This is a genomic window from Thauera sp. SWB20, assembly GCF_000831325.1.
Lineage (GTDB): Bacteria > Pseudomonadota > Gammaproteobacteria > Burkholderiales > Rhodocyclaceae > Thauera > Thauera aminoaromatica.
The window spans coordinates 388,476-412,373 of sequence record NZ_JTDM01000019.1; the positions used below are offsets into that span (position 1 = coordinate 388,476).

18 protein-coding genes are annotated in these 23,898 nt (G+C 70.3%); 12 read left to right on the plus strand and 6 right to left on the minus strand.

Going from position 1 to position 23,898, the window contains the following annotated elements; translation table 11 throughout:
• Window positions 1-347: 347 nt before the first annotated feature.
• A complete protein-coding gene (locus PO78_RS13695; RefSeq protein ID WP_043744391.1) occupies window positions 348-1,262 on the plus strand; it encodes a lytic transglycosylase domain-containing protein in 915 nt (304 codons plus the stop codon).
• Window positions 1,263-1,593: 331 nt separating this feature from the next.
• Here PO78_RS13695 and PO78_RS13700 read toward each other — a convergent pair whose 3' ends face one another.
• The 4 genes from PO78_RS13700 to PO78_RS13715 form a co-directional block, all read right to left on the minus strand.
• On the minus strand, window positions 1,594-2,796 hold the full coding sequence (locus PO78_RS13700; protein ID WP_043744394.1) for a pyridoxal phosphate-dependent aminotransferase: 1,203 nt from the start codon (window positions 2,794-2,796) through the stop codon (window positions 1,594-1,596).
• The gene (locus tag PO78_RS13705) at window positions 2,793-3,308 is read right to left on the minus strand and encodes a nucleotidyl transferase AbiEii/AbiGii toxin family protein (protein WP_012584844.1); all 516 of its coding nucleotides are present in this window, start codon (window positions 3,306-3,308) and stop codon (window positions 2,793-2,795) included. Before PO78_RS13705 ends, PO78_RS13700 begins: the two co-directional genes overlap by 4 nt.
• Window positions 3,298-3,594, minus strand: coding sequence for a hypothetical protein (locus PO78_RS13710; protein ID WP_004303936.1), 297 nt, complete (start codon window positions 3,592-3,594; stop codon window positions 3,298-3,300). Before PO78_RS13710 ends, PO78_RS13705 begins: the two co-directional genes overlap by 11 nt.
• A gap of 122 nt (window positions 3,595-3,716) precedes the next feature.
• Window positions 3,717-5,564, minus strand: coding sequence for a phosphoenolpyruvate carboxykinase (GTP) (locus tag PO78_RS13715; protein WP_004303938.1), 1,848 nt, complete (start codon window positions 5,562-5,564; stop codon window positions 3,717-3,719).
• A 387-nt stretch (window positions 5,565-5,951) separates the two neighbouring features.
• Here PO78_RS13715 and PO78_RS13720 point away from each other — a divergent pair, with 387 nt between their 5' ends.
• From PO78_RS13720 to PO78_RS13740, 5 genes are all read left to right on the plus strand, one after another.
• Complete coding sequence (locus PO78_RS13720; protein ID WP_043744397.1) at window positions 5,952-8,225, plus strand: NADP-dependent malic enzyme; 2,274 nt, start codon at window positions 5,952-5,954, stop codon at window positions 8,223-8,225.
• Window positions 8,226-8,850: 625 nt separating this feature from the next.
• The gene (locus tag PO78_RS13725; protein ID WP_043744400.1) at window positions 8,851-9,996 is read left to right on the plus strand and encodes a patatin-like phospholipase family protein; all 1,146 of its coding nucleotides are present in this window, start codon (window positions 8,851-8,853) and stop codon (window positions 9,994-9,996) included.
• Between the two features lie 160 nt (window positions 9,997-10,156).
• On the plus strand, window positions 10,157-11,323 hold the full coding sequence (pbpG, locus tag PO78_RS13730) for a D-alanyl-D-alanine endopeptidase (RefSeq protein WP_043744403.1): 1,167 nt from the start codon (window positions 10,157-10,159) through the stop codon (window positions 11,321-11,323).
• Between the two features lie 240 nt (window positions 11,324-11,563).
• A complete protein-coding gene (locus PO78_RS13735; RefSeq protein ID WP_043744407.1) occupies window positions 11,564-13,438 on the plus strand; it encodes a thiamine pyrophosphate-dependent enzyme in 1,875 nt (624 codons plus the stop codon).
• A gap of 10 nt (window positions 13,439-13,448) precedes the next feature.
• Complete coding sequence (locus PO78_RS13740) at window positions 13,449-14,063, plus strand: indolepyruvate oxidoreductase subunit beta (protein ID WP_043744409.1); 615 nt, start codon at window positions 13,449-13,451, stop codon at window positions 14,061-14,063.
• 648 nt (window positions 14,064-14,711) lie between these two features.
• Here PO78_RS13740 and PO78_RS13745 read toward each other — a convergent pair.
• Window positions 14,712-15,512 carry an IclR family transcriptional regulator gene (locus tag PO78_RS13745; RefSeq protein ID WP_004303946.1) on the minus strand — a complete coding sequence of 267 codons (801 nt, stop codon included), beginning with the start codon at window positions 15,510-15,512 and terminating at the stop codon, window positions 14,712-14,714.
• Between the two features lie 223 nt (window positions 15,513-15,735).
• Here PO78_RS13745 and PO78_RS13750 point away from each other — a divergent pair, with 223 nt between their 5' ends.
• The 6 genes from PO78_RS13750 to PO78_RS13775 are packed head-to-tail and all read left to right on the plus strand — an operon-like array spanning window position 15,736 to window position 21,747.
• Complete coding sequence (locus PO78_RS13750; protein WP_043744412.1) at window positions 15,736-18,597, plus strand: monovalent cation/H+ antiporter subunit A; 2,862 nt, start codon at window positions 15,736-15,738, stop codon at window positions 18,595-18,597.
• Window positions 18,597-19,013, plus strand: a complete 417-nt coding sequence (locus PO78_RS13755) for a Na+/H+ antiporter subunit C (RefSeq protein ID WP_043744416.1) — start codon at window positions 18,597-18,599, stop codon at window positions 19,011-19,013. Before PO78_RS13750 ends, PO78_RS13755 begins: the two co-directional genes overlap by 1 nt.
• Window positions 19,010-20,533: a monovalent cation/H+ antiporter subunit D gene (locus tag PO78_RS13760; protein ID WP_043744419.1), complete on the plus strand. Its 1,524-nt coding sequence runs from the start codon at window positions 19,010-19,012 to the stop codon at window positions 20,531-20,533. Before PO78_RS13755 ends, PO78_RS13760 begins: the two co-directional genes overlap by 4 nt.
• Window positions 20,533-21,060 carry a Na+/H+ antiporter subunit E gene (locus PO78_RS13765; RefSeq protein ID WP_043744422.1) on the plus strand — a complete coding sequence of 176 codons (528 nt, stop codon included), beginning with the start codon at window positions 20,533-20,535 and terminating at the stop codon, window positions 21,058-21,060. Before PO78_RS13760 ends, PO78_RS13765 begins: the two co-directional genes overlap by 1 nt.
• Window positions 21,057-21,326 carry a K+/H+ antiporter subunit F gene (locus tag PO78_RS13770; RefSeq protein WP_043744424.1) on the plus strand — a complete coding sequence of 90 codons (270 nt, stop codon included), beginning with the start codon at window positions 21,057-21,059 and terminating at the stop codon, window positions 21,324-21,326. The genes PO78_RS13765 and PO78_RS13770 overlap by 4 nt, the downstream gene beginning before the upstream one ends.
• A 13-nt stretch (window positions 21,327-21,339) precedes the next feature.
• Entirely contained in the window at window positions 21,340-21,747 is a 408-nt protein-coding gene (locus tag PO78_RS13775; RefSeq protein ID WP_043744427.1) for a Na+/H+ antiporter subunit G, read from the plus strand.
• Window positions 21,748-22,313: 566 nt separating this feature from the next.
• Here the strand turns inward: PO78_RS13775 and PO78_RS23420 are convergent.
• Entirely contained in the window at window positions 22,314-23,036 is a 723-nt protein-coding gene (locus PO78_RS23420; protein ID WP_231570717.1) for a pseudouridine synthase, read from the minus strand.
• Window positions 23,037-23,898: the final 862 nt, after the last annotated feature.

Here is a 23,898-nt window from a genome sequence, read left to right on the forward strand (position 1 = left end):
TTCCCGCGAATTCAAGTGTTTCTTGCTGTTGCCATGAGGTCGTCAGGTTTTGACAATAAACCTGTGAGCGAATACAATCCGCTTCCTGTTGCATTGCAGCATTCCTAATCCGATCTCGGTGCGGCGCCTCCTGGAAGGGAGACGCAGTTTCATGGACGCACGCACCGCGGGGCCCGTCGTCTGGTTGCGGCGATGGGTCTTAACACCTACTGGCGACCGAGTACTCCTGCCCGTCGTGCCGGCCAACCCGCCGAGCGACGCGGACGCTGCCCGACAGGGCGGTGCCGGGCGGCCCCCACCACAGGGCTCTTCCACGGCAGGACTCAGGCCACAGCATGGAGGACACCATGAAACACGCAACTCGATTCAAGGCGCTCGCGCGTCAGGCGGGCGGCGCTGCGCGCAGTCTGGCGCACGGTGCGGTTCTTTCCGTTGGACTCATGGGTATGGGCTGGCTCGGCACGCAAGGCGCCGGTGCCGCGGATGTGCGCTACGGCGACGTCCTCGGCCTGCAGGCCGAACCGACCGCTTCCGAACTGGCCATGGCCTCGGTGCTGTCCTTTGCCCCCCGCCGGGGCGAGATGGGCGCTTCGGCTCCCTCCTTCGCGGCCTCGATTCCGTCCCTCGCCGCCTCCACCCGCTTGCACGAGAGCTTGCCGGTGGCCGCGCCGGGGCTGATCGAGCGCAAGGCCGCGCGCGCCGTGGCGCAGCCGATCCCGCCGGTCTTCCATCAGCCTGCGCTGCGCGACATCGCGGCGCTGGTCGACAACCCCTTCGAGGACGAGGGCGCGCTCTCGGACGAGATGGAGCGTGTGCGCGACTGGATCGCCGACACCTACCAGGTTTCCGAGGAGACGATCGAGCCCGCGCTGGCCGCGGCCGAGACGCACGCCGAGGAACTCGGTTTCGACCCCCTGCTGATCGTCGCGATCATGGCGGTGGAGTCGAGCTTCAACCATCGCGCGGTCAGCAACATGGGCGCGCTCGGGTTGATGCAGGTGATTCCGCGCTATCACAAGGACAAGATCGGTCCCAATCGCGGCCGCAACGTCCTGTTCGATCCCGAGGTCAATGTCCGCGTCGGCACCCTGGTGCTGCACGAGGGGCTGCAGCGCTACGGCAGCATGCAGCGCGCGCTGCAGTACTACAACGGTGCGCTCAACGACCCGAAGGCACGCTACACGCGCAAGGTCATGGCGCTGAAGAAGCGCCTGATGCTGATCGCCGGCCGCGATCGTTCCAGCGCGGAGCAGGCGAGCTGAGTTCCTGCGCCCTGCAAGCGCGCGGGCGGGGCGTCGGACGGGGGATCGCGACTTGCGTCGCTCCTACGCCGCGCCCGGCGGGGGATCGCGACTTGCGTCGCTCCTACATCGCAGGCGGGGGGGATCGCGACTTGCGTCGCTCCTACATCGCAGCCGGGGCGGTTCATCGCAGCCGGGGCGGTTTCGAGGGCGTGGGGCGTTGCTGCATCCTACGCCGGGGCTCTGCGGGTCTTGCCGTAGGAGCGACGCAAGTCGCGATTCGGGCGCCGATCGAAGTTTGGCGCCGGTCGCAGGCGCCGACCGCCCACCCCTCGGGCGAGCGGCCTCCGGCTCAGCTTCCCAGTCCCAGCCGGCGGATCCGCTCCGCAGCCTCCAGCAGTCGCGCGCCGTGCGTGGTGTACGCGATGCGCAGGTGGCGGCGGGGCAGGTGGTGGCCGAAGTCCAGGCCGGGCGTCGCGGCCACGCCCGCTTCCTCGATCATCCGGCGCGCGAGCGCTTCCGAGTCGTCGGCGAGTGCCGACACGTCCGCATACACGTAGAACGCCCCCTGCGGCTCCGCGGCGATGCCGAAGCCGAGCGCGCGCAGCGCCGGCAGCAGCACGTCGCGGCGCTGGGCAAACTCGTGGCGGCGCTCCTCCAGGATCGCGATCGTCGCCGGCGCGAAGGCCGCGAGCGCGGCGTGCTGCGCCGGCGTCGACGGCGAGATGAAGAAGTGCTGGGCGAGCTTCTCGAGCTCGCGCACGAAGCCCGCCGGCGCCACCAGCCAGCCGAGCCGCCAGCCGGTCATGCCGAAATACTTCGAGAAGCTGTTCACCACGAAGACATCGTCGGCCGTGTTCAGCACCGGGTCGCCAAGTGCGCTGGCCGATTCCACGCCGTAGGTCAGCCCCTGGTAGATCTCGTCGACCAGCAGCACGCCGCCACGCGCGCGGGTGCGCCGGTGCAGCGCGGCGATCTCCGCGACCGACAGCAGCGTGCCGGTGGGGTTGGACGGTGTCGCCACCATCAGCCCGCGGGTGCGCTCGCCCCAGGCGGCGTCGACCTGTTCGGGGCCGGGCTGGTAGCGGCTCGCGGCATCGACCGCGAGCGCGCGCGCGACCCCTTCGAAGGCGCGGATCAGGTGACGGTTGGAGGGATAGCCGGGGTCGGGCAGCAGCCACTCGTCGCCCGGATCGGTGGTGGCGGCGAGCGCCAGCATCAGCGCGCCCGAGGCGCCGGCGGTGACGACGATGCGCTCGGGCGCGACGTCGGCGCCGAAGCGGTCGTGATAGAAGCGCGCGATCGCCTCACGCAGCGCCGGCAGGCCGAGCGCCGGGGTGTAATGCACGTCGCCGCCGGCGAGGAAGCGGGTGGCGGCCTCGACCACCGGTGCCGGGGTGCCGAAGTCGGGCTCGCCGACCTCCATGTGGATGATGTCGCGCCCCCGCGCCTCGAGTTCGCGCGCGCGGCGCAGCAGTTCCATGACGTGGAAGGGCTGGATGTCGGCAGCGCGTTGCGAGAGCAGCGTAGAGCGGAAAGTCGGGGAAGCGGTCATTTCGAGTCCGGGGGGCGGTGTGCCTGCGCTGCACGCAGGGCGTCGCGCAGTTGTCGCAAGCGTTTGCGGTCGGGTAGATCGGTATCGCGCGAGGTCTGTTTCGTCATCAGCATGCCGTCGATATCGAGGGTGCGGATCGGGACGCCTTCGAAAACCACCGTCTGGAGGTGTGGGCGAAGCGCTTCGAAGGTGTGGCCCGCCGCGACGAACAGGAGATCGATGCTGATTTCGCCGTCCGCAGCGGTCGAAAAGCCCTGATCCAGCCACTCCTGCCTGAGCTCTCGCAAGACCTCGCGGCTTTCCGGGATCGTCGCCAGTGCGGCCAGCAAGCGCTTGTTGTTCTCGGCCGCGACGGGCAGGAAAAGGTCGATGTCCTTCGTCGCACGCGGAAAGCCGTGCAGGGCCATCGCGATTCCGCCGATCACCGCATACTCGACGCCGTGTTCCTGCAGGGCTCGTGCGACTCGCCGGACGTCGCTGGTCCGTGGAGCCCGTCTCCTTTCAGTGCTCATCACGACGCCGGTCGAGCGCAAGTCGAAGCGCGCGATCGAGTTCGCGCGCCTCGTCGAAGCGCTGCTTTTCTTCGCGGCTGGTGAAGTGGCGCGCCCTCGCCCGGCCGGCGTCGATATCGAAATCGAGCGCGGGGCCGGCAAGCTGCTGGAGCGGGTCGAGGGCCTGCCTGAGCCAGGCGCTGAAGGCAGCGACCGACATGCCCTGAACACGGATTGCCTGCATCAGCTCCTGCTCGCGCTGGTGATGCGACATCGACTCCAGGTCGGCAAAGTGTCGAACCGTCATGATCGTCTTCCCTGGCCTCGGGAGCAGCTAGTCTAGCCTGTCCCCCCAGCCGCTTCAATTTCGGGCTTGAAAAAGAAAAAGCGCCGGACTGCGGCGCTTTTTCGGAGCGGGCAAGCTCAGGCTCAGTCCGCGTTCAGCGCCAGTTCGAACAGCTCGCGCTTGAGCACCAGCTGGCGCGGCAGGCGGTCCTGCAGCTTGTCGAACCACTCCTTGTGCGAGTTCAGCTCGGCACGCCAGGCGTCGGCGTCGACCTTGGTGAGCGCCTCGAACTCCTCGCGGCCGACGTCGGCGCCGTTCCAGTCGAGGTCCTCGAAGCGCGGCATCCAGCCCAGCGCGGTTTCCTTCGCGGAGATCTTGCCCTTGCAGCGGTCGACGATCCACTTGAGCACGCGCATGTTGTCGCCGAAGCCCGGCCACATGAACTGGCCCTGCTCGTTCATGCGGAACCAGTTCACGCAGAAGATCTTGGGGGTGTCCTCGACCACGTGGCCCATGCGCAGCCAGTGGTTGAAGTAGTCGCCCATGTGGTAGCCGCAGAAGGGCAGCATCGCGAACGGGTCGCGGCGCACCACGCCCTGCGCGCCGAAGGCGGCGGCGGTGGTCTCGGAGCCGAGCGTCGAGGCCATGTACACGCCGAAGTTCCAGTTGAAGGCCTGGTACACCAGCGGCACGGTGGTGGCGCGGCGGCCGCCGAAGATGAAGGCCGAGATCGGCACGCCGGCGGGATCTTCCCAGGCCGGATCGACCGACGGGCACTGGCTGGCCGGCGCGGTGAAGCGCGCGTTCGGGTGCGCGGCCTTGCGGCCGGTTTCCTTGGCGATCTCGGGCGTCCAGTCCTTGCCCTGCCAGTCGACCAGGTGGGCCGGGGCCTCCTTGGTCATGCCTTCCCACCACACGTCGCCGTCGTCGGTGAGTGCGACGTTGGTGAAGATGATGTTTTCCTTCAGCGTGGCCATCGCGTTGAAGTTGGTCTTCTCCGAGGTGCCGGGGGCGACGCCGAAGTAGCCGTACTCGGGGTTGATGGCGCGGAACTTGCCGTCGGGGCCGGGCTTGATCCAGGCGATGTCGTCGCCGACGGTGGTGATCTTCCAGCCGTCGAAGGACTTCGGCGGGATCAGCATGGCGAAGTTGGTCTTGCCGCAGGCCGACGGGAAAGCGGCGGCGACGTAGGACTTCTCGCCTTCGGGGGACTCGACGCCGAGGATCAGCATGTGTTCGGCCAGCCAGCCCTCGTCACGCGCCATGGTGGAGGCGATGCGCAGCGCGAAGCACTTCTTGCCGAGCAGGGCGTTGCCGCCGTAGCCCGAGCCGTAGGACCAGATCTCGCGCGTCTCGGGGTAGTGCACGATGTACTTGGTGGTCGGGTTGCACGGCCAGCGGCTGTCCTTCTCGCCCTGGGCGAGCGGGGCGCCCACGGTGTGCACGCAGGGCACGAACTCGCGGTCGGTGCCGAGCACCTCGACCGCACCGCGGCCCATGCGGGTCATGATGCGCATGTTGGTGACGACGTAGGGGCTGTCGGAGATCTCGACGCCGATGTGGGCGATCGGGCTGCCGAGCGGACCCATCGAGAACGGGATCACGTACATGGTGCGGCCGTGCATGCAACCCTTGAACAGGCCGTTCAGGGTCTCGCGCATCACTTCCGGGGCTTCCCAGTTGTTGGTCGGGCCGGCGTCCGCCTTGTCCTGCGAGCAGATGAAGGTGCGGTCCTCGACGCGGGCGACGTCGGAGGGGTCGGACCAGGCGAGGAAGGAGTTCTTGCGCTTTTCCGGGTTCAGCTTGATCAGCATGCCGGATTCGACCATCTCGGCGCACAGGCGGTCGTACTCCTCCTGCGAGCCGTCGCACCAGACCACGCGGTCGGGCTCGGTGAGCGCGGCGATCTCGCCGACCCACTTCTTCAGGCCTTCGTGGCGGACGTATTCGGGGGCAGCGGCGATGGCCGCCTGGGCGTGGTTCTGAGACATGTGTACAGCTCTCCCGTGCTGTGATGCGAAACCATTCCCGTCGGTCGGCCATCGTTGTTGCAGGGGCTGCCTGGCCGGCGGGCTGCATGGGCGCCCGAGGCGGGCGCTCCGACTTCCGCTTGCGAGCGCCACTCGGGCAGATCGCCAACGGTTGAGCCCATAATTATGCCATGGCCGGCACGCGGCCATGAACGGGATCGTAACGATCGGTGTGATGCTTCGGGCTATTGCGACGGACTCCGACGGGCGCGGTATACGTATTTTTCACATCGCAGATTTTGTTTTCGTAATGCGAAAATAAGTGGGTCCGCGGTATGCTTGCGCCGTTGACGCGCGGCGCGCCGGCATGGCGCCCGTCCCACACCCAAAAGACCAAGGAGGAAGACCATGGACGAGTTGATCCGCAGTGCGGCCCTCGACTACCACCGCTACCCGCGCCCGGGCAAGATCTCGGTGACGCCCACCAAGGTGCTGTCCAACCAGCGCGACCTGTCGCTGGCCTACTCCCCCGGCGTGGCCGCGGCCTGCGACGCGATCGTCGAGGACCCGGCGCAGGCCGCCGAGCTCACCGCGCGCTCCAACCTGATCGGCGTGGTCACCAACGGCACCGCGGTGCTCGGCCTGGGCAACATCGGCCCGCTCGCCGCCAAGCCGGTGATGGAAGGCAAGGGCGTGCTGTTCAAGAAGTTCGCCGGCATCGACGTGTTCGACCTCGAGATCGACGAGCCCGACGCCGACAAGCTGATCGACATGATCGCCGCGCTCGAGCCCACCTTCGGCGGCATCAACCTCGAGGACATCAAGGCGCCCGAGTGCTTCTACATCGAGCAGAAGCTGCGCGAGCGCATGAAGATCCCGGTCTTCCACGACGACCAGCACGGCACCGCGATCGTGGTCGGCGCCGCGGTCCTGAACGGCCTGCACCTGCAGGGCAAGGATCTCAAGAAGGTCAAGCTGGTGACTTCCGGCGCCGGTGCCGCGGCGCTCGCCTGCCTGGGGCTGCTGGTGAAGCTCGGCGTGCCGGTCGAGAACATCTGGGTCACCGACCTCGAGGGCGTGGTCTATGAAGGCCGCACCGCGCTGATGGACCCGATCAAGGCGCGCTACGCCAAGAAGACCGACGCCAGGAAGCTCGCCGAGGTCATCGAGGGCGCCGACGTGTTCCTGGGGCTGTCGGCCGGCGGCGTGCTCAAGGGCGAGATGGTGGCGAAGATGGCGGCGAATCCGCTGATCCTCGCGCTCGCCAACCCGACCCCGGAGATCCTCCCCGACGAGGTCAAGGCGGTGCGCAGCGACGCGATCATCGCCACCGGCCGTTCGGACTATCCGAACCAGGTCAACAACGTGCTGTGCTTCCCCTTCATCTTCCGCGGCGCGCTGGATGTGGGCGCGACCACCATCACCGACGAGATGCAGCTCGCCGCGGTGAAGGCGATCGCCGAACTGGCGCGCGTGGAGCAGAGCGACATCGTCGCCGCGGCCTACGGCGAGAAGGTGGGCGGCTTCGGCCCCGAATACATCATCCCGCGCCCCTTCGACCCGCGCCTGATCGTCAAGATCGCCCCCGCCGTGGCCGAGGCCGGCATGGCCTCGGGCGTGGCGACGCGCCCGATCACCGACTGGAACGCGTACCGCAGCCAGCTCAACAACTTCGTCTGGCACTCCGGCCTGATCATGAAGCCGGTGTTCGCCGCCGCGCACAAGAACCCGAAGCGGATCATCTTCTCCGAGGGCGAATCCGAGAAGGTGCTGCGCGCGGTGCAGCAGGTGGTGGACGAGGGCCTGGCGCGTCCGATCCTCATCGGCCGTCCCGAGGTCGTGGCCAAGAACATCGAGCGCTTCGGCCTGCGCCTGGCCGCCGAGCGCGACTTCGAGCTGGTCAACCCCGACTCCGACCCGCGCTTCAACCAGCTCTGGCAGCACTACCACGGCCTGATGGAGCGCCGCGGCGTATCGGTGGAGTACGCCAAGAAGGAAGTGCGCCGCCGCACCACGCTGATCGGCGCGCTGCTTCTCAAGTTCGGCTACGGCGACGGCCTCATCTGCGGCACCTACGGCATGCACCGCCTGCACCGCGAGTTCGTCGAGGACGTGCTCGGCCGTCGCGAGGGCGTCGATCACCTGTACACGGTGAACCTGCTCAGCCTGCCGGGCCGCACGCTCTTCCTCGCCGACACCTACGTCAACTACGACCCCACGCCCGAGCAGGTGGTCGAGATGACGCTGCTCGCCGCCGAGGAGATGAAGCGTTTCGGCATCGAGCCGCGCATCGCGCTGCTGTCGCACTCGTCCTTCGGTTCGGCCGATTCGCCCACCGCCGAGAAGATGCGCACGGCAATGCGCATGCTGCACGAGCACCATCCGGAGCTGCAGGTGGAAGGCGAGATGCACGGCGACTCGGCGCTCGATGCCCGCCACCGCCTGCAGATCTTCCCCAACGCGAAGATGCGCGAGGACGCCAACCTGCTCATCTTCCCCACCCTGGACGCGGCCAACATCGCCTTCAACCTGCTCAAGAACGCGGCCGGCAGCGGCATGACCGTGGGCCCGATCCTGCTCGGCGCGGCCAAGCCGGTGCACATCCTCACCCCCTCGGCGACCGTGCGCCGCATCATCAACATGACCGCGCTCACCGTGGTCGAGGCCGGGCAGGCGGGCTGAGCGAAGCCGCGCCCGCCGCCCGATCGCGACTTGCGTCGCTCCCACCGCGCCGGTTTTCCGTGGGAGCGACGCCAGTCGCGATCGCGGCGCTTCCGCACCGACCACGCCCCTCGCCACCGCACCGCCCGATCGCGACTTGCGTCGCTCCTACCGCGCTGGTTTTCCGTGGGAGCGACGCCAGTCGCGATCGCGGCGCTTCCGCACCGACCACGCCCCTCGCCACCGCACCGCCCGATCGCGACTTGCGTCGCTCCCACCGCGCCGGTTTTCCGTGGGAGCGACGCCAGTCGCGATCGCGGCGCTTCCGCACCGACCACGCCCCTCGCCACCGCACCGCCCGATCGCGACTTGCGTCGCTCCCACCGCGCCGGTTTTCCGTAGGAGCGACGCCAGTCGCGATCGCGGCGCTTCCGCACCGACCACGCCCCTCGCCACCGCACCGCCCGATCGCGACTTGCGTCGCTCCCACCGCGCAGGTTCTCCGTAGGAGCGACGCCAGTCGCGATCGCGGCGCTTCCGCACCGACCACGCCCCTCGCTACCGCACCGCGCCCGCGCATTCCTTCCTTGTCCGGTCGGCCTGCGCTGCGCGAAGCTGACGCCATCCCATAGCCGGAGGCGGGCGGATGAGCGCGGACGAAGGGCGGGCGGCGTTGGTGCTGACCGGGGGTGGCGCGCGCGCCGCCTACCAGGTCGGCGTGCTGGCTGCGGTCCGCGAACTGCGCGGCAAGCGCCCCGGCAACCCCTTCCCGATCCTGTGCGGCACCTCGGCGGGGGCGATCAACGCGGTCGCGCTCGCCGTGCACGCGGGCGACTTCGGCCGCGCGGTGCGGCACATCCAGCGCGTCTGGCGCAGCCTGCACGTGGATCAGGTGTACCGCGTCGATCCGCTCGCGCTCTTCGGCAGCGGCCTGCGCTGGGGCGCGGCGCTGTTCGGCGGCTGGCTGGTCCGGCAGACGCCACGCTCGCTGCTCGACAACACGCCCTTGCGCGGCCTGCTCGAGCGCGTGCTCGACTTCCCCGCGATCGAGGCCGCGATCGGCCGCGGCGACCTGCGCGCGCTCAGCGTCACCGCCTCGGGCTATTCCTCCGGCGAGAGCCTCGCCTTCTTCCAGGGCGCGCCCGAGCTGCAGCCCTGGCGGCGCGCGCAGCGCCTCGGCGTGCGCGCCGAGCTCGACGTCTGCCACGTGCTGGCGAGCGCGGCGTTGCCCTTCGTCTTCCCCGCGGTGAAGATCCATCGCGAGTATTTCGGCGACGGCTCGATGCGCCAGCTCGCGCCGGTGAGCCCGGCGATCCACCTCGGCGCCGACCGCATCCTGGTGATCGGCGCCGGACGCACCGCCGAGGAGGGGAGAGTGCGTGCAGCGGGCGGCTACCCTTCGCCGGCGCAGATCGCCGGCCACGCCTTGTCGAGCATCTTCCTCGACACCCTCGAGGTCGATCTCGAGCGCCTCGCGCGCATCAACGACACGGTGGGCCGGCTCGACGAGGCCCGCCGCGCCGAGGCGGGGATCGCGCTGCGTCCGCTCGAGTGCCTGGTGATCCAGCCCTCGCAGCGCCTCGACATCATCGCCGCGCGCCATGCGCACAGCCTGCCGGCACAGCTGCGCATCGTGCTGCGCGGGCTGGGCACCTTTCGCCGCGAGGGCTCGACCCTGCTCTCCTACCTGCTTTTCGAACCGAGCTTCACGCGCGCGCTGATCGAGCTCGGCTATCATGACGCGATGACGCGCGCCGGCGAACTGCGCCGCTTCCTGCGCATCGACTCCTGACCCGGGGCGGGGGGTGGCGAGCGGACTCGCCGGCGACGCCGCTGCGGGAGTAGAATTCCGCCAGAGTTGGAAACAACTTGAAATCCATTTCGTATCTGCCTATTTTTTAAAGCAGAACGCTTCGCATCCGCCTTCCACCGCTCTCCGTCCCGTCGCCATCATGAAAGTTCGCCCCCTGATCGCCGCGATTGCCGCGATGTTCGCGCTGCAGTCCGGCATGGCCATCGCAGCCCCGAAGGCATCCGGCAAGGCTGCGACGAGCAAGGTTTCCAAGCCGGCCGCGAAGAAGGCCGCGGCCACCGCCCCGGTGCGCAAGGCCGCCGTCAAGCCCGCGCCGAAGAAGGGCGTCGTGGCCAAGGCCGCGGCGTCCGACACCAAGGCGGCCCGTTCCGCCAAGGCTGCGACCCGTGCGTCCGCCAACGCCCGCGGCAAGGCGCCGACGATGCGGGTGAGCCTGCGCAAGCCGGCGGTCGCCGCCGCCGCGCTCGCCGCCCCCGCCGCGGTGCTCGCCGACGAACCGGATACCCCGGTCACGCTTGACGGCAGCGGCATGCCCGTGCTCGCTTCGAACGCCTTCTACGTGATCAACCAGCGCACCGGCGAGGTGCTGCTCGAGCGCAACGCCACCGAAGTGTTGCCGATCGCCTCGATCACCAAGCTGATGACCGCGATGGTGGTGCTCGATGCGGGGCTGAGCCTGTCCGAGCCGATCGAGATCAACGACGCCGACATCGACCAGCTCAAGGGTACCGGCTCGCGGCTCGCGCTCGGCACCACGCTGTCGCGCGAAGAGATGCTGCAGCTCGCGCTGATGTCGTCCGAAAACCGCGCGGCCTCGTCGCTGGCCCGCCACTATCCGGGCGGCGAGGCCGCCTTCGTCGACGCGATGAACGTCAAGGCGCGCCTGCTCGGGCTGTGGAACACCCGCTTCCATGACAGCACCGGGCTCAACCCGGCCAACGTCTCCAGCCCGCGCGACCTCGCCAAGATGGTCGCGGCCTCGGCGTCCTACCCGCTGATCCGCGAGTTCTCCACCGCGCACGAGCGCTACGTGCCGGTGCACGGCCGCATGCTGCGCTTCGGCAACACCAACTCGCTGGTGCGCAGCCCGGAATGGACGATCAGCGTGTCCAAGACCGGCTACATCTCCGAGGCGGGGCGCTGCCTGGTCATGCAGACCTGGCTGCACCAGCAGCCGGTGGTCATGGTGCTGATGGACTCCTCCGGCCGCTACACCCGCACCGCCGACGCCAAGCGCGTGCGCAAGTGGCTCGAACAGACTGCTCCCCAGCGCCTGGCGGCCGCACCGCAGGGCGCGGGCGGCTGAGCTTCCCGATTACGCAGGTCGAACGACGCGGGGCCGCCCGGTGGGGCAGGCCCCGCGTCGCGTTTGCGGGCGCGCGCGTCCGCGCCGGGCAGCACGGTGCAGGCGGCGTCGAATGCGGCGCTCGCGGGCGCCCCGTGGCGACCACGACTGCAGGGCGGTTGATCTTCGTCAATGGAGCCGGGCAGGGCGCTCACTAAGCTCGCGGGTTCCGACCCCGAACCCACCAGAGAGGATCTCCCCATGGGTGCTGCCCTGCCCGAAACCGCCCCGAGCCGCCTGTTCCTGTCCGGCAACGAGGCCGTGGCGCTCGCCGTGCGCGACGCCGGCTGTCGCGTCGCCGCCGCCTATCCGGGCACGCCGGCGACCGAGATCCTCGAGGAGCTGTCGCGCTTTCCCGACCTGTACACCGAGTGGTCGGTGAACGAGAAGGTATCGCTCGAGGTCGCGCTCGGCGCCTCGATGGTGGGCGCACGCGCCTTCTGCGCGATGAAGCACGTCGGCCTCAACGTCGCCGCCGACGCGCTGATGACCATGACCGTCACCGGCACCGAAGGCGGCCTCGTGATCGCGGTCGCCGACGACGTCGGCATGTCCTCGTCGCAGAACGAGCAGGACTCCCGCTTCTGGGCCCGCTTCGCCCACCTGCCGCTGTTCGAGCCCGCCGACGCGCAGGAGTCCTACGACATGGCGCGCGAGGCCTTCGCGGTGTCCGAGCGCTTCCGCTGCCCGGCGATCGTGCGCCTGACCACCCGCATCTGCCACGTCAAGGGCCGCGTCGTCGCGGGCGAGCGCGAGGCCCACGAGCCCGCCGGCTTCGTCAAGGATCCGCAGCGCTGGGTCATGGTGCCCGGCCACGCCAAGCCGCGCGTGGCGCTGATGTACGAGCGCGAGGAGGCCTTGCGCGCCGCCTCCGCGCAGAGCCCGTTCAACCTGCTCGTCGAGGGCAGCGACCGCCGTATCGGCTTCGTGACCTCGGGCCCGGCCTACATGCACGTGCGCGAGACCTTCCCCGACGCGCCGGTGTTCAAGCTCGGCCAGTCCTACCCGCTGCCGCTCGAGCGCCTGCGCGAGTTCGCCGCCGGCGTCGACCAGCTCCTGGTGGTCGAAGAGACCGAACCCCTGGTCGAGAGCGAGCTGCGTGCCGGCGGCATCGCCTGCGCGGGCAAGGACGTGCTGCCGCGCGTCGGCGAGCTCTCGCCCGACCGCCTGCGCCCGGCCGTGGCCCGCCTGCGCGGCGAGGAAGTCCCCGCCGCCGCGCAGCCCCGCCTGGTGCCGCAGCAGGTCTTCCCGCGCCCGCCCACCATGTGCGTCGCCTGTCCGCACCTGGGCATCTATTACACCCTCGCGCAGCTGCGCAACCTCACCATCTCGGGCGACATCGGCTGCTACACCCTGGGCGCCGGCCACCCCTGGAACGCGCTCGACACCTGCATCTCGATGGGCGCCTCGATGGGCGTGGCGCTCGGCATGGACAAGGGCCGCGGCCAGGCCGACGCCAAGAAGGCGGTGATCGCGGTGATCGGCGACTCCACCTTCATGCACATGGGCATGCAGGGCCTGCTCGACATCACCTGGAACCGCGGCAACGTCACCGTGCTGCTGCTCGACAACCGCGCGGTGGGCATGACCGGCGGCCAGGACAACCCCGGCACCGGCCGCGACATCCACGGCGAGAGTGCGCAGCGGGTCGACTTCGCCAAGCTGTGCGAGGCGCTGGGGGTGAAGAAGGAGCGCATCCACACGCTCGACCCCTACGAGCTGCCGACGCTGTTCAAGACCCTGCGCGAGGAGATCAAGATCCCCGAGCCCTCGGTGATCATCACCGACCGCCCCTGCGTGCTGATCGACCACTACAAGCCGACCCAGCCCTACAAGGTGATCGCGGATAAGTGCACCGGCTGCGCCAACTGCATCGACGTCGGCTGCCCGGCGATCCAAGTCACCCGGCGCGAGACCCAGGTCAAGCCCTCGGGCAAGGAAGTCGAGCTCGCCTTCGTGCGCATCGAGACCTCCGCCTGCACCGGCTGCGGCCTGTGCGTGCAGCCATGTGCGCCCGAAGCCATCGTCCATGCCCTGCCGGAGCATCCGGTGAAGTTCCTGCACGCCAAGGTCTGAGGAGGCCGCCATGACCATCACCAACATCGCGGTTTGCGGAATCGGCGGCCAGGGTGTGATGACCGCCACCGAGATCCTCGCCGAGGCGGCGCTGTCGCTCGGCTTCGACGTCAAGAAGACCGAGGTCGCCGGCATGAGCCAGCGTGGCGGGGTGGTGACCTCGCACCTGCGCTTCGGTCCGCAGGTGCTGTCGCCGCAGATCATGCCGGGCGAGGCCGACCTGCTCGTCGGCTTCGAGGCCGCCGAGGCGCTGCGCTGGGCGCACATGCTCAAGCCGGGCGGGATCGCGCTGGTCAACCAGGGTCGCTTCGTGCCGCCGGTGGTGACGATCGGCCTCTACGACTACCCCGAGGACCCGATCGGCGAGATGCGCAAGCTCGGGCTGGCGGTGTTCGATTTCGACGCCAGCGCGCTCGCGCTGCAGCTCGGCAACATCCGCCTCGGCAACACCGTGATGCTGGGCGCGATGTCCGATCGCCTTCCTTTCCCGGCCGAGGTGCTGCGCAAGGCGGTGCTCGATCGTTTCGGCGCACGCAAGCCCGAGCTGCTGGAGCTCAACCGCCAGGCCTTCGAGCTCGGCCGCGCCGCAGTCGCCCAGCCCGCCCCCGCCCCGGCCACCGCCTGACCCATCGCGGCGCGCAACGCATCCGGGCGTCGGCGTTCGCGCCACGCGTCCGGGTGTCGTTGTCTTGCCGTGGGAGCGACGCACGTCGCGATTGCAGCCGCATCCGGCCTTCGGTGTCTTGCCGTGGGAGCGACGCAAGTCGCGATTGCAGCCTTTCCGCCTCGACCACGCCCGTCGCCGCCGCAGCGCGGGATCGCGACTTGCGTCGCTCCCACCTCCCACCCCGGGCGTCGTGGTTTTCCCACCTCCCACCCCGGGCACCGTGGTCTTCCCGCACCGGGCCTCGGCGCGTCGGTGTTCGGTCGCAACGCATCCGGGTGTCGGCGTTCGCGCCACGCGTCCGGGTGTCGGTGTCTTGCCGTGGGAGCGACGCAAGTCGCGATTGCAGCCTTTCCACCTCGACTTCGGTGTCTTGCCGTGGGAGCGACGCAAGTCGCGATTGCAGCCTTTCCACCTCGACCACGCCCGTCGCCGCCGCGGCGCAGGATCGCGACTTGCGTCGCTCCCACATCCCACCCCGGGCGCCGTGGTTTTTCCACCTCCCACCCCGGGGGCCGTGGTCTTCCCGCACCCGGCCTCGGGGCATCGGTGTCCGCGTGCAGACCTTGCGGCTTTCGCCGCTGCGAGGGGGGCTGCCCGCAAGCGGGCTTATCCCGCCTTTGGCGGAAGGTGGCCGAGGGCGCGGGAGATCTCGTCGGCGGTCTCGCGCACCAGTGGGGCCCAGTCGGGGTTGAAGCGTTCGGAAGGGGTCGATAGCGACAGGCCGGCGATCAGCTCGCCGCTGTCGTCGCGGATGCCCGCGGCGATGCAGCGCACGCCGGCCTCGACCTCGTCGAGGTCGAAGGCCACGCCGTGGCGGCGCACGCGGTCGAGCTCCTTCTCCAGCGCCGGCAGCGCGGTGATCGAGGCCGGGGTGGAGGCGGGCAGGGCGGTGCGGCGGGCGTAGTCGCGGATGCGCTCGAGGCCGTCCTCGACCAGGAAGAGCTTGCCGGTGGCGGTGGTGTGCAGCGGCGCGCGCGCGCCCACGATGTGCACCACGCGCACCGAGGCGCGCCCGCTCGAGGTGCGCTCGACATACACGATCTCGTCGCCGGCGCGCACGCCCAGGTTCACGCTCTCGCCGGTGGCGGCGTGCAGCTTGAGCATGTAGGGCATCGCGGTCTCGCGCAGCGAGATGCGCGACTTCACCAGGCTGCCGAGCTCGAGCAGGCGGATCCCGAGCCGGTAGGCGCCGGCCTCGGAGCGCTCGACAAAGCCGCTGTGCGTCATCGCGCCGAGGATGCGGTGCGCGGTCGACGGATGCAGCCCGGTCTCGATCGCGAGCTGCTTGAGCTGGACCGGATCGGCATGTTCGGCCAGCACGTCGAGCAGCTTCATCATGCGTTCGATGACCTGGATCGAGGTCTTGCCTTCGGCACTGGGGGCGGATTCGGTCTTCTTCGGCTGCACGGAGGTTCGGGGAAGGATCGGAAGCTTGCCGGGGCCGGCAAGGAGATCTGGCGAATGGTACCCGTGCGATCCGATTTCGCCTAGTGAAATCAACCCCGATTTGGCGGGGGTCGCATCCCCGATATACTCCGCCCGGAATTCGTCCTCATGCGGGGTGTGGGTGGCCCCCGCCACCCGCGATTCACGTCGCCTTTCCCATCGACCACGCCCGAGGAGCCCCCCGATGAGCCTCGCCCTGATCGTGCTGCTGCCCTTCATCGGCGCGCTCTTTCCCGCGCTGATGATCCGCGCCGGCCGCAGCGCCTGCGCGACCACCGCCTTCGTCTTTCCGCTCCTCGCCCTCGTGCTGCTGCTCGCGCAGGCGCCGGCGGTGTTCCGCGGCGAGGTCCTCGTCGCCGCCTGGGACTGGGTGCCCGCGCTCGGCCTGCAGGCGGGCTTCTTCCTCGACGGGCTGGGCATGTTCTTCGCCGGGCTGATCCTGGGCATCGGCCTGCTGGTGATCGTCTACGCCCGCTTCTATCTCGCCAAGAGCGACCCGATGGGCGTGTTCTACAGCTATCTGCTGCTCTTCCAGGGCGCGATGGTGGGCGTCGTCCTGTCCGACAACATCCTGCTGCTGCTGGTGTTCTGGGAGCTCACCAGCCTGTCGTCCTTCCTGCTCATCGGCTACTGGAAGCACCTGCCCGAGGGCCGCCAGGGCGCGCGCATGGCGCTCACCGTCACCGGCGCCGGCGGGCTGGCGATGATCGCCGGCATGCTGATCCTGGGCGACATCGCCGGCTCCTGGAACCTCAGCGACATCCTGCGCAACAAGGAAGCGATCCAGGCCTCGCCGCTCTACCTGCCGGCGCTGCTGCTGATCCTCGCCGGCTGCTTCACCAAGAGCGCGCAGTTCCCCTTCCACTTCTGGCTGCCGCACGCGATGGCGGCGCCCACCCCGGTGTCGGCCTACCTGCACTCGGCGACCATGGTGAAGGCGGGCCTCTTCCTGATGGCGCGCATGTGGCCGGTGCTCGCCGGCACGTCCGAGTGGTTCTACCTGGTGGCCACCACCGGCCTGGTGACGATGCTGGTCGCAGCTGGAATCGCGCTCTTCAAGGACGACCTCAAGGGCCTGCTGGCCTACTCCACCGTCAGCCACCTCGGCCTGGTGACCATGCTGCTCGGCTTCGGCACGCCGCTCGCGGCGGTGGCCGCCGTGTTCCACATCCTCAACCACGCCACCTTCAAGGCCGCGCTGTTCATGAACGCCGGCATCGTCGACCACGAGGCCGGCACGCGCGACATCCGCCGTCTCGGCGGCCTGCTCCAGCTGATGCCGATCACCGCCACCATGGCGATGGTGGCGGGCGCCTCGATGGCCGGACTGCCGCCGCTCAACGGCTTCCTCTCCAAGGAGATGATGCTGCACGAGGCGGTCGACACCACCTGGCTGGGCAACGGCTGGATCGTCGCCGCGCTGGCCACGCTGGCGGCGTGCTTCTCGGTGGCCTACTCGTTCCGCTACATCGTGCACGTCTTCTTCGGCGCGCGCCGCGACGACGATCCGCACACGCCGCACGACCCGCCCGCCGGCATGTGGCTGCCGCCGGCGCTGCTGGTGGTGCTGGTGGTGGCGATCGGGCTCTTCCCCGACAGCGTGGCGGGGCCGCTGGTGGCGGTGGTGGCGCGCGCCGTCACCGGCGGGGCGGTGATGGACTACCACCTCGCGCTCTGGCACGGCTTCACCCCGGCGCTCGGCCTGTCGGCGATCGCGGTCGCGGTCGGCCTGGGCGCGCTCGTCGCCTACCGGCGCGTGCGCGCGCTCTGGCAGGCGGGGCCGCACCCCGAGGCCAAGGCGATGTTCGACGCCTTCATCGAGGGCGCCGCCGCGCTCGCCCGCGGCATCACCCACGGCCTGCACAACGGCTCGCTGCAGCGCTATCTCGCCTTCGCGCTCACCGCCTTCACGCTCGCCGGCTTCGCCGCCTTCCTCTCCGCGCCCCACGCCGCGGGCACGCGCGCGCTGCTGCCGGCGCACCCGGCCGCGATCGCCGCCTGGGTGCTGCTGGTGGGTGGCTGCGCGCTCACCGTGATGCTGTTCCGCCGCCGCGTGCTGTCGGTGCTGGTGGTGGGCACGGTGGGGCTGATCGTGTGCCTGGCCTTCATCTACCTGTCCGCGCCCGACCTCGCGCTGACGCAGATCTCGGTCGAGGTCGCCACCGTGATCCTGATCCTGCTCGCGCTCTACTTCCTGCCCAAGGATGGTCCGCAGAGCTCCTCGGTGCGCGCCGATCCGCTGCGCCACCTGCGCGACGGCGTGCTCGCCATCGTGGCCGGCATCGGCATGGCCGGGGCGAGCTGGGCGATGCTCACCCGCGACGGCAGCTCGCTGTCGAGCTACTACCTCGACAACTCGGTCTCGGGCGGCGGCGGCACCAACGTGGTCAACGTGATCCTGGTCGACTTCCGCGGCTTCGACACCTTCGGCGAGATCACCGTGCTCGGCATCGCCGCGCTGGCGATCTACGCCCTGCTCGACGGCGCGCTCTTCGGCCGCACCGGCCGTCGTCTGGGCGCGTGGTCCCCCGACCGTCCGCAGTCGGCCGACCGCCACCCGATGATCATGGTGGTGGCCACCCGGGTCATGCTGCCGCTGGCGATGCTGGTCGGCGCCTACATCTTCCTGCGCGGCCACAACCAGCCGGGCGGCGGCTTCATCGCCGCGCTCGTGGTGTCGATCGCGCTGATCATGCAGTACATGGCGAGCGGCTTCGGCTGGGCGGCGCATCGGGTCAAGGTCAACTACCACGCCATGATCGGCCTCGGCGTGCTGGTGGCCGCCGCCACCGGCATCGGCGCGATGGTGCTCGACCAGCCCTTCCTCACCTCCACCTTCGGCCACTTCCACCTGCCGCTGGTGGGCGAGTTCGAGCTCGCCAGCGCGATGGCCTTCGACACCGGGGTCTTCCTCACCGTGGTCGGCGCGGTCATGCTGGCGCTCGCCAACCTCTCGCGCATGGGGCGCTGGACCAGCCCCTACACCATCAACACCGGCGCGATGGACGTGGATCCGCGCGCCGCCTCGGGCAAGGAGCAGGGCTGATGGAATTCCTCGTCGCCAGCGCCATCGGCGTGATGACCGCGGCCGGCATCTACATGGTGCTGCGCGCGCGCACCTTCCCGGTGGTGATCGGCCTGTCGCTGCTCACCTACGCCACCAACCTGTTCCTGTTCGCCACCGGCCGCCTGGCGATCGGCCAGCCGCCGGTGATCTCCGCCGCTGCCGCGGGCTACATCGACCCGCTGCCGCAGGCGCTGGTGCTCACCGCGATCGTGATCTCCTTCGGCATGACCGCGGTGGTGGTGGTGATGTCGCTGCGCGCCTACCTCGAGACCGGCAACGACCACGTCGATCTGCCCGGCGACGCCTCGCCCGAGGCCGCCGAGGACGACTGGAAGCTGCGCGCGCGCAAGCCGGCGCCGGCAGCGGCGCGCGGCGGCCGCGGGGAGCGCGCATGAACCACCTGCTGATCCTGCCCATCCTGCTGCCGGCCGTGGTCGGCGCGCTGCTGGTGCTGGCCGCGCGCCACGACGGCGTGCTCGCGCGCACCTTCGCGGTGGCCTCCACCGTGCTGCTGCTCGCCATCGCCGTCGCGCTGCTGGTGCTCGCCAGCGACGGCCAGGTGCGCAGCTACGCGCTCGGCGCCTGGCCCGCGCCCTTTGGCATCGTGCTCGCGCTCGACCGCCTGGCGGCGCTCATGCTGGTGCTCAATGCCGTCCTCGGCCTCGGCGTGCTGCTGTACGCGATCGGCGGCTGGGACCAGCGCGGCAAGCACTTCCACCCGCTCTTCCAGTTCGAGCTGATGGGCATCAACGGCGCCTTCCTCACCGGCGACTTCTTCAACCTCTTCGTGTTCTTCGAGATCCTGCTGATCGCCTCCTACGGTCTCATGGTGCATGGCGGCGGCGGCCTACGGGTGAAGGCGGGCGTGCAGTACGTGGTCACCAACCTGGTCGGCTCCTCGGTGTTCCTGATCGCGGTCGGCATGATCTACAACGTCACCGGCACCCTCAACATGGCCGACCTCGCGCGCATCGTCCCGCAGGTGCCGGCGGCCGACCAGGCGTTGCTGCAGACCGGCGCGGTGCTGCTGCTGCTGGTGTTCGCGGTCAAGGCCGCGCTCGTGCCGCTGCACTTCTGGCTGCCCGGCACCTACGCCAACGCGCCCGGCCCGGTGGCGGCGCTGTTCGCGATCATGACCAAGGTGGGCGCCTACTCCATCCTGCGCCTGTACGTGCTCGCCTTCGGCGCCGACGCCGGGGCCGCGGCCTGGCTCGCCGCGCCCTGGCTGCTGCCGGCGGGGCTGCTCACCCTGGTGCTGGGCATGACCGGCGTGCTCGCCGCGCGCAGCCTCGGCCAGATGGCCAGCTACGCGGTGATCGGCTCGATGGGCATGCTGCTGGCCACCGTCGCGGTGTTCACCCCGCAGGCCACCAGTGCCGCGCTGTACTACCTCATCCACTCCACGCTCGCCGCCGGCGCGCTCTTTCTCGTCGCCGACCTCGTCGCCGAGCGCCGCGGCGCGCAGCGCGACCGCTTCGCCGCAGCGCCGCGCATCGCCCAGGGCGGGCTGGTCGGCGGCCTGTTCTTCATCGCCGCCATCGCCATGACCGGCATGCCGCCGCTGTCCGGCTTCATCGGCAAGCTGCTGGTGCTCGACGGCGTGCGCGCCTCGGCGCACGCGGCCTGGTTCTGGGCGCTGATCCTGTCGACCTCGCTGATCGCCATCGTCGGCTTCGCGCGCGCCGGCAGCTTCGTGTTCTGGAAGGCGCACGCGCTGCCCGCCGCGCCCGCGTCCGCCTATCGCCCGGACGGCGCGCTGGCCTTCGTCGCCGTGGGCGGCCTGCTCGCCTGCCTGGTGCTGCTCACCGTGTTCGCCGGCCCGGTGCACGCCTGGCTGGAGCTCGTCGCGGCGCAGCTCTACGCCCCGGCCGGCTACATCGACGCGGTGCTCGGCGCCGCACAGGGGGTGCGCTGATGGGCGCGAAGCACGACAAGCTCGACCAGCGCAGCTTCGCCGAACGCTGGCTGCCGCATCCGCTGATGAGCGCGGTGCTGGTGCTGCTGTGGATGCTGCTGCTCAACAGTTTCAGCTTCGGCGGGCTGGTGGTGGGCGTGGTGCTCGCGGTGGTGATCACGCGCATCACCAGCAACTTCTGGCCCGAGCGCCCGCCGGTCAAGTCCTGGTCCAGGGCCTTCGCCTACCTCGGCGTGGTGGCCTGGGACGTGGTGGTCGCCAACCTGCAGGTCACCCGCCTGATCCTGTTCCGCCCGGTCGACAGCCTGGCCACGCGCTGGGTGGTGGTGCCGCTCGAGCTGCGCTCGCCCGAGGCCATCACCGTGCTCGCCGGCACCATCACGATGACGCCCGGAACGGTGTCCTGCGACCTCTCCGCCGACGGCCGCAGCCTGCTCGTGCACTGCCTCGACGCGCCCGACGCCGAGGAGGCCGTGCGCCAGATGAAGGAACGCTACGAGGACCGCCTCCAGGAGATCTTCCCATGATCGAATACGCCCTGCAGTTCGGCTTCGCCACCGCCTCGCTCGCGCTGCTGCTCAACCTGTGGCGGCTGCTGCGCGGCCCCGCGCTCATGGACCGCGTGCTCGCGGTCGACACCATGGTCATCAACATCATCGCGCTGATCGTGCTCGCCGGCATCCAGCAGCGCGCCACCCACTTCTTCGAGGCCGCGCTGCTGTTCGCGATGTTCGGCTTCATCTCCACCGTCGCCTACTGCCGCTTCATCCTGCGCGGCGACGTCATCGAGTGAGCGGAGACCCCTCATGACCTTCGTGCTCGAACTCCTCGTCTCGCTGCTGATCGTCGCCGGTGGCGCCTTCCTGCTCATCGGCTCCATCGGCATGGTCAAGCTGCCCGACCTGCTCACCCGCCTGCACGCGCCCACCAAGGCGACCACGCTCGGCGTGGGCGGCGCGCTGGCCGCGTCCATGGTGTTCTTCGCCGGGCTGGAGGGGACGCTGTCCATCCACGAGGTGCTGATCACCGCCTTCCTGTTCATGACCGCACCGATCAGCGCCCACTTCATCGCCAAGGCCCACCTGCACGAGCACACGGAGCTGCGCGACGGCCTCCCGCCCACCGGCCGCCCCTGCGGCTGGAGCACCTTCGACGCCGCCCCCGGCCCCAGCGAGCCCGACGACGAAGACGAGCGCCGCGGCGCCCACGACTGAGCCCCGCCAGTCGCCCGATCGCGACTCGCGTCGCTCCCACAGCCCCGCGGTTCTCCGTAGGAGCGACGCAAGTCGCGATCACAGCCTTCCCGCCCCGACCGCGCCCCTCGCCGCCGCATCGCCCGATCGCGACTCGCGTCGCTCCCACAACACCTCCCGAAGCGCCGCGGTTCCCCGCCCCATCGCGACTTGCGTCGCTCCCACAGCCCCTCCCGAAGCGCGGCGGTTCCCCGTAGGAGCGACGCAAGTCGCGATCACAGCCTTCCCGCCCCGACCGCGCCCCTCGCCGCCGCATCGCCCGATCGCGACTCGCGTCGCTCCCACAACGCCCCCCGAAGCGCCGCGGTTCTCTGCCCGATCGCGACTTGCGTCGCTCCCACAACGCCCCCCGAAGCGCCGCGGTTCTCTGCCCGATCGCGACTCGCGTCGCTCCCACAGGGCCCCCCGAAGCGCGGCGGTTCCCCGTAGGAGCGACGCAAGTCGCGATTACAGCGCCCCCGCAAGCGCGGCGGTTCTCCGCAGGAGCGGCGGGCGCGCCCTGGCACGCGGCCGGGCGCGCTCGGATGTCATCCGAAGCGCTCGTCCTCGCGCAGGAAGCGCCACTGCCCGAGCGGCAGGTCGCCGAGCTTCACGTGGCCGATGCGGACGCGCTTGAGGCCCACCACCTTCAGCCCCACCAGCTCGCACATGCGGCGGATCTGGCGTTTGCGGCCCTCGCGCAGCACGAAGCGCAGCTGGTCGTCGTTGATCCATTCGACCTCGGCCGGGCGCAGCGGGCGGTCGTCCAGCCACAGCCCGTGGTTGAGCAGCGCCAGCCCGTTCTCGGCCAGCGAGCCCTCGACGCGGACGATGTATTCCTTTTCGACCTTCGAGTCCTCGCCGATGAGCTGGCGGGCGATGCGGCCGTCCTGGGTGAGGACCAGCAGGCCGGTGGAGTCGATGTCGAGCCGGCCCGCGGGGGCGAGGTTCTTCAGGTGGCTGGGGTGGAAGCGCTGGGCGACGTCGCGGTCGGCCTGGTTGTCGGGGCCGATCAGGCTCACCGCGGGGGAATAGCCCGGCTCGGGCTGCCCGGAGACATAGCCCACCGGCTTGTGCAGCAGGATGGTGGCGCGCTGCTGCTGGGTGCGCGTGGCCTCGGGGGCGAGGGTGACGCGGGCGTCCTGGCCGACGCGCACGCCGAGCTCCGACACGCGCCGGCCATCGACGAAGACCCAGCCGCGCTCGATGAACTCGTCGGCCTCGCGCCGCGAGCACAGGCCGCGCTCGGCCATCAGCTTCGACAGCCGCACACCCTCGACGGCGGCCCGCGCCTGCGCGGCCTCGGCGATGGCGGCCGCGGAGGCGGCGCGCGCTTCGAACGTGGCCGCGGCGGGGGGAGACGGGCGCTGGTCGCCTCTGCGCTCCGGCGCGGTTTCCCGGCGCTGGGGACGCTCCTCGCCCGTGCGTTGCGGACCCGACGAGCGCGGCGCGACGCGTCCGCCATCCTCGCGATTCGAGGAGAAGTCGCGCCGCGGTGCACGTTCATCGTCCCGGCGGCCCTGGGCGGACTCCCGGCGCGGGGCGCGTTCGTCCGCACCGCGTGCCGGCGCCCCGTCCCGGCGTGGCGGACGTGCATCTCCGCGCGGTGCGCGATCCTCGGCGCTGCGGCGCGGCGCGAAGTCGCCACGCGGGGCGCGCTCCTGGTCGCGTGCGGCAGCGCCCGGGGTACGTGGCGTGCGTTCCTTGTCGCGTGGGGCAGCGCCCGGAGTACGCGGTGTGCGTTCCTTGTCACGTGAAGCGGCGCCCGGAGTACGCGGCGTGCGCTCCTTGTCGCCTGGAGCGGCGCCCGGAGTACGCGGTGTGCGTTCTTGGTCACGCGGGACGGTGCCTGGAGTACGCGGTGTGCGATCGCCACGTGCCGGCTTGGCTCCGTCTTCGCGGCGCGCGGGTTTGGCGCCTTCGTCCCGACGCGGGCCGCGTTCGTTCCGTTCCGGCTTCGCGGCACGCTCGGGGCGCCGCGAGGGCCGCTCGCCGGCGGTGGGCCTCGCGGGGGCCGGGTCCCGCGGCGAGCGCGATTCGGCCGCGGACTCGCGCCCGGAAGACGCCTCCTCGGCAGGCGCTTCGTCGTCCGCAGGCTTGCGCACGCCGAGCGTGCCCTGGATGCGCGAGGGT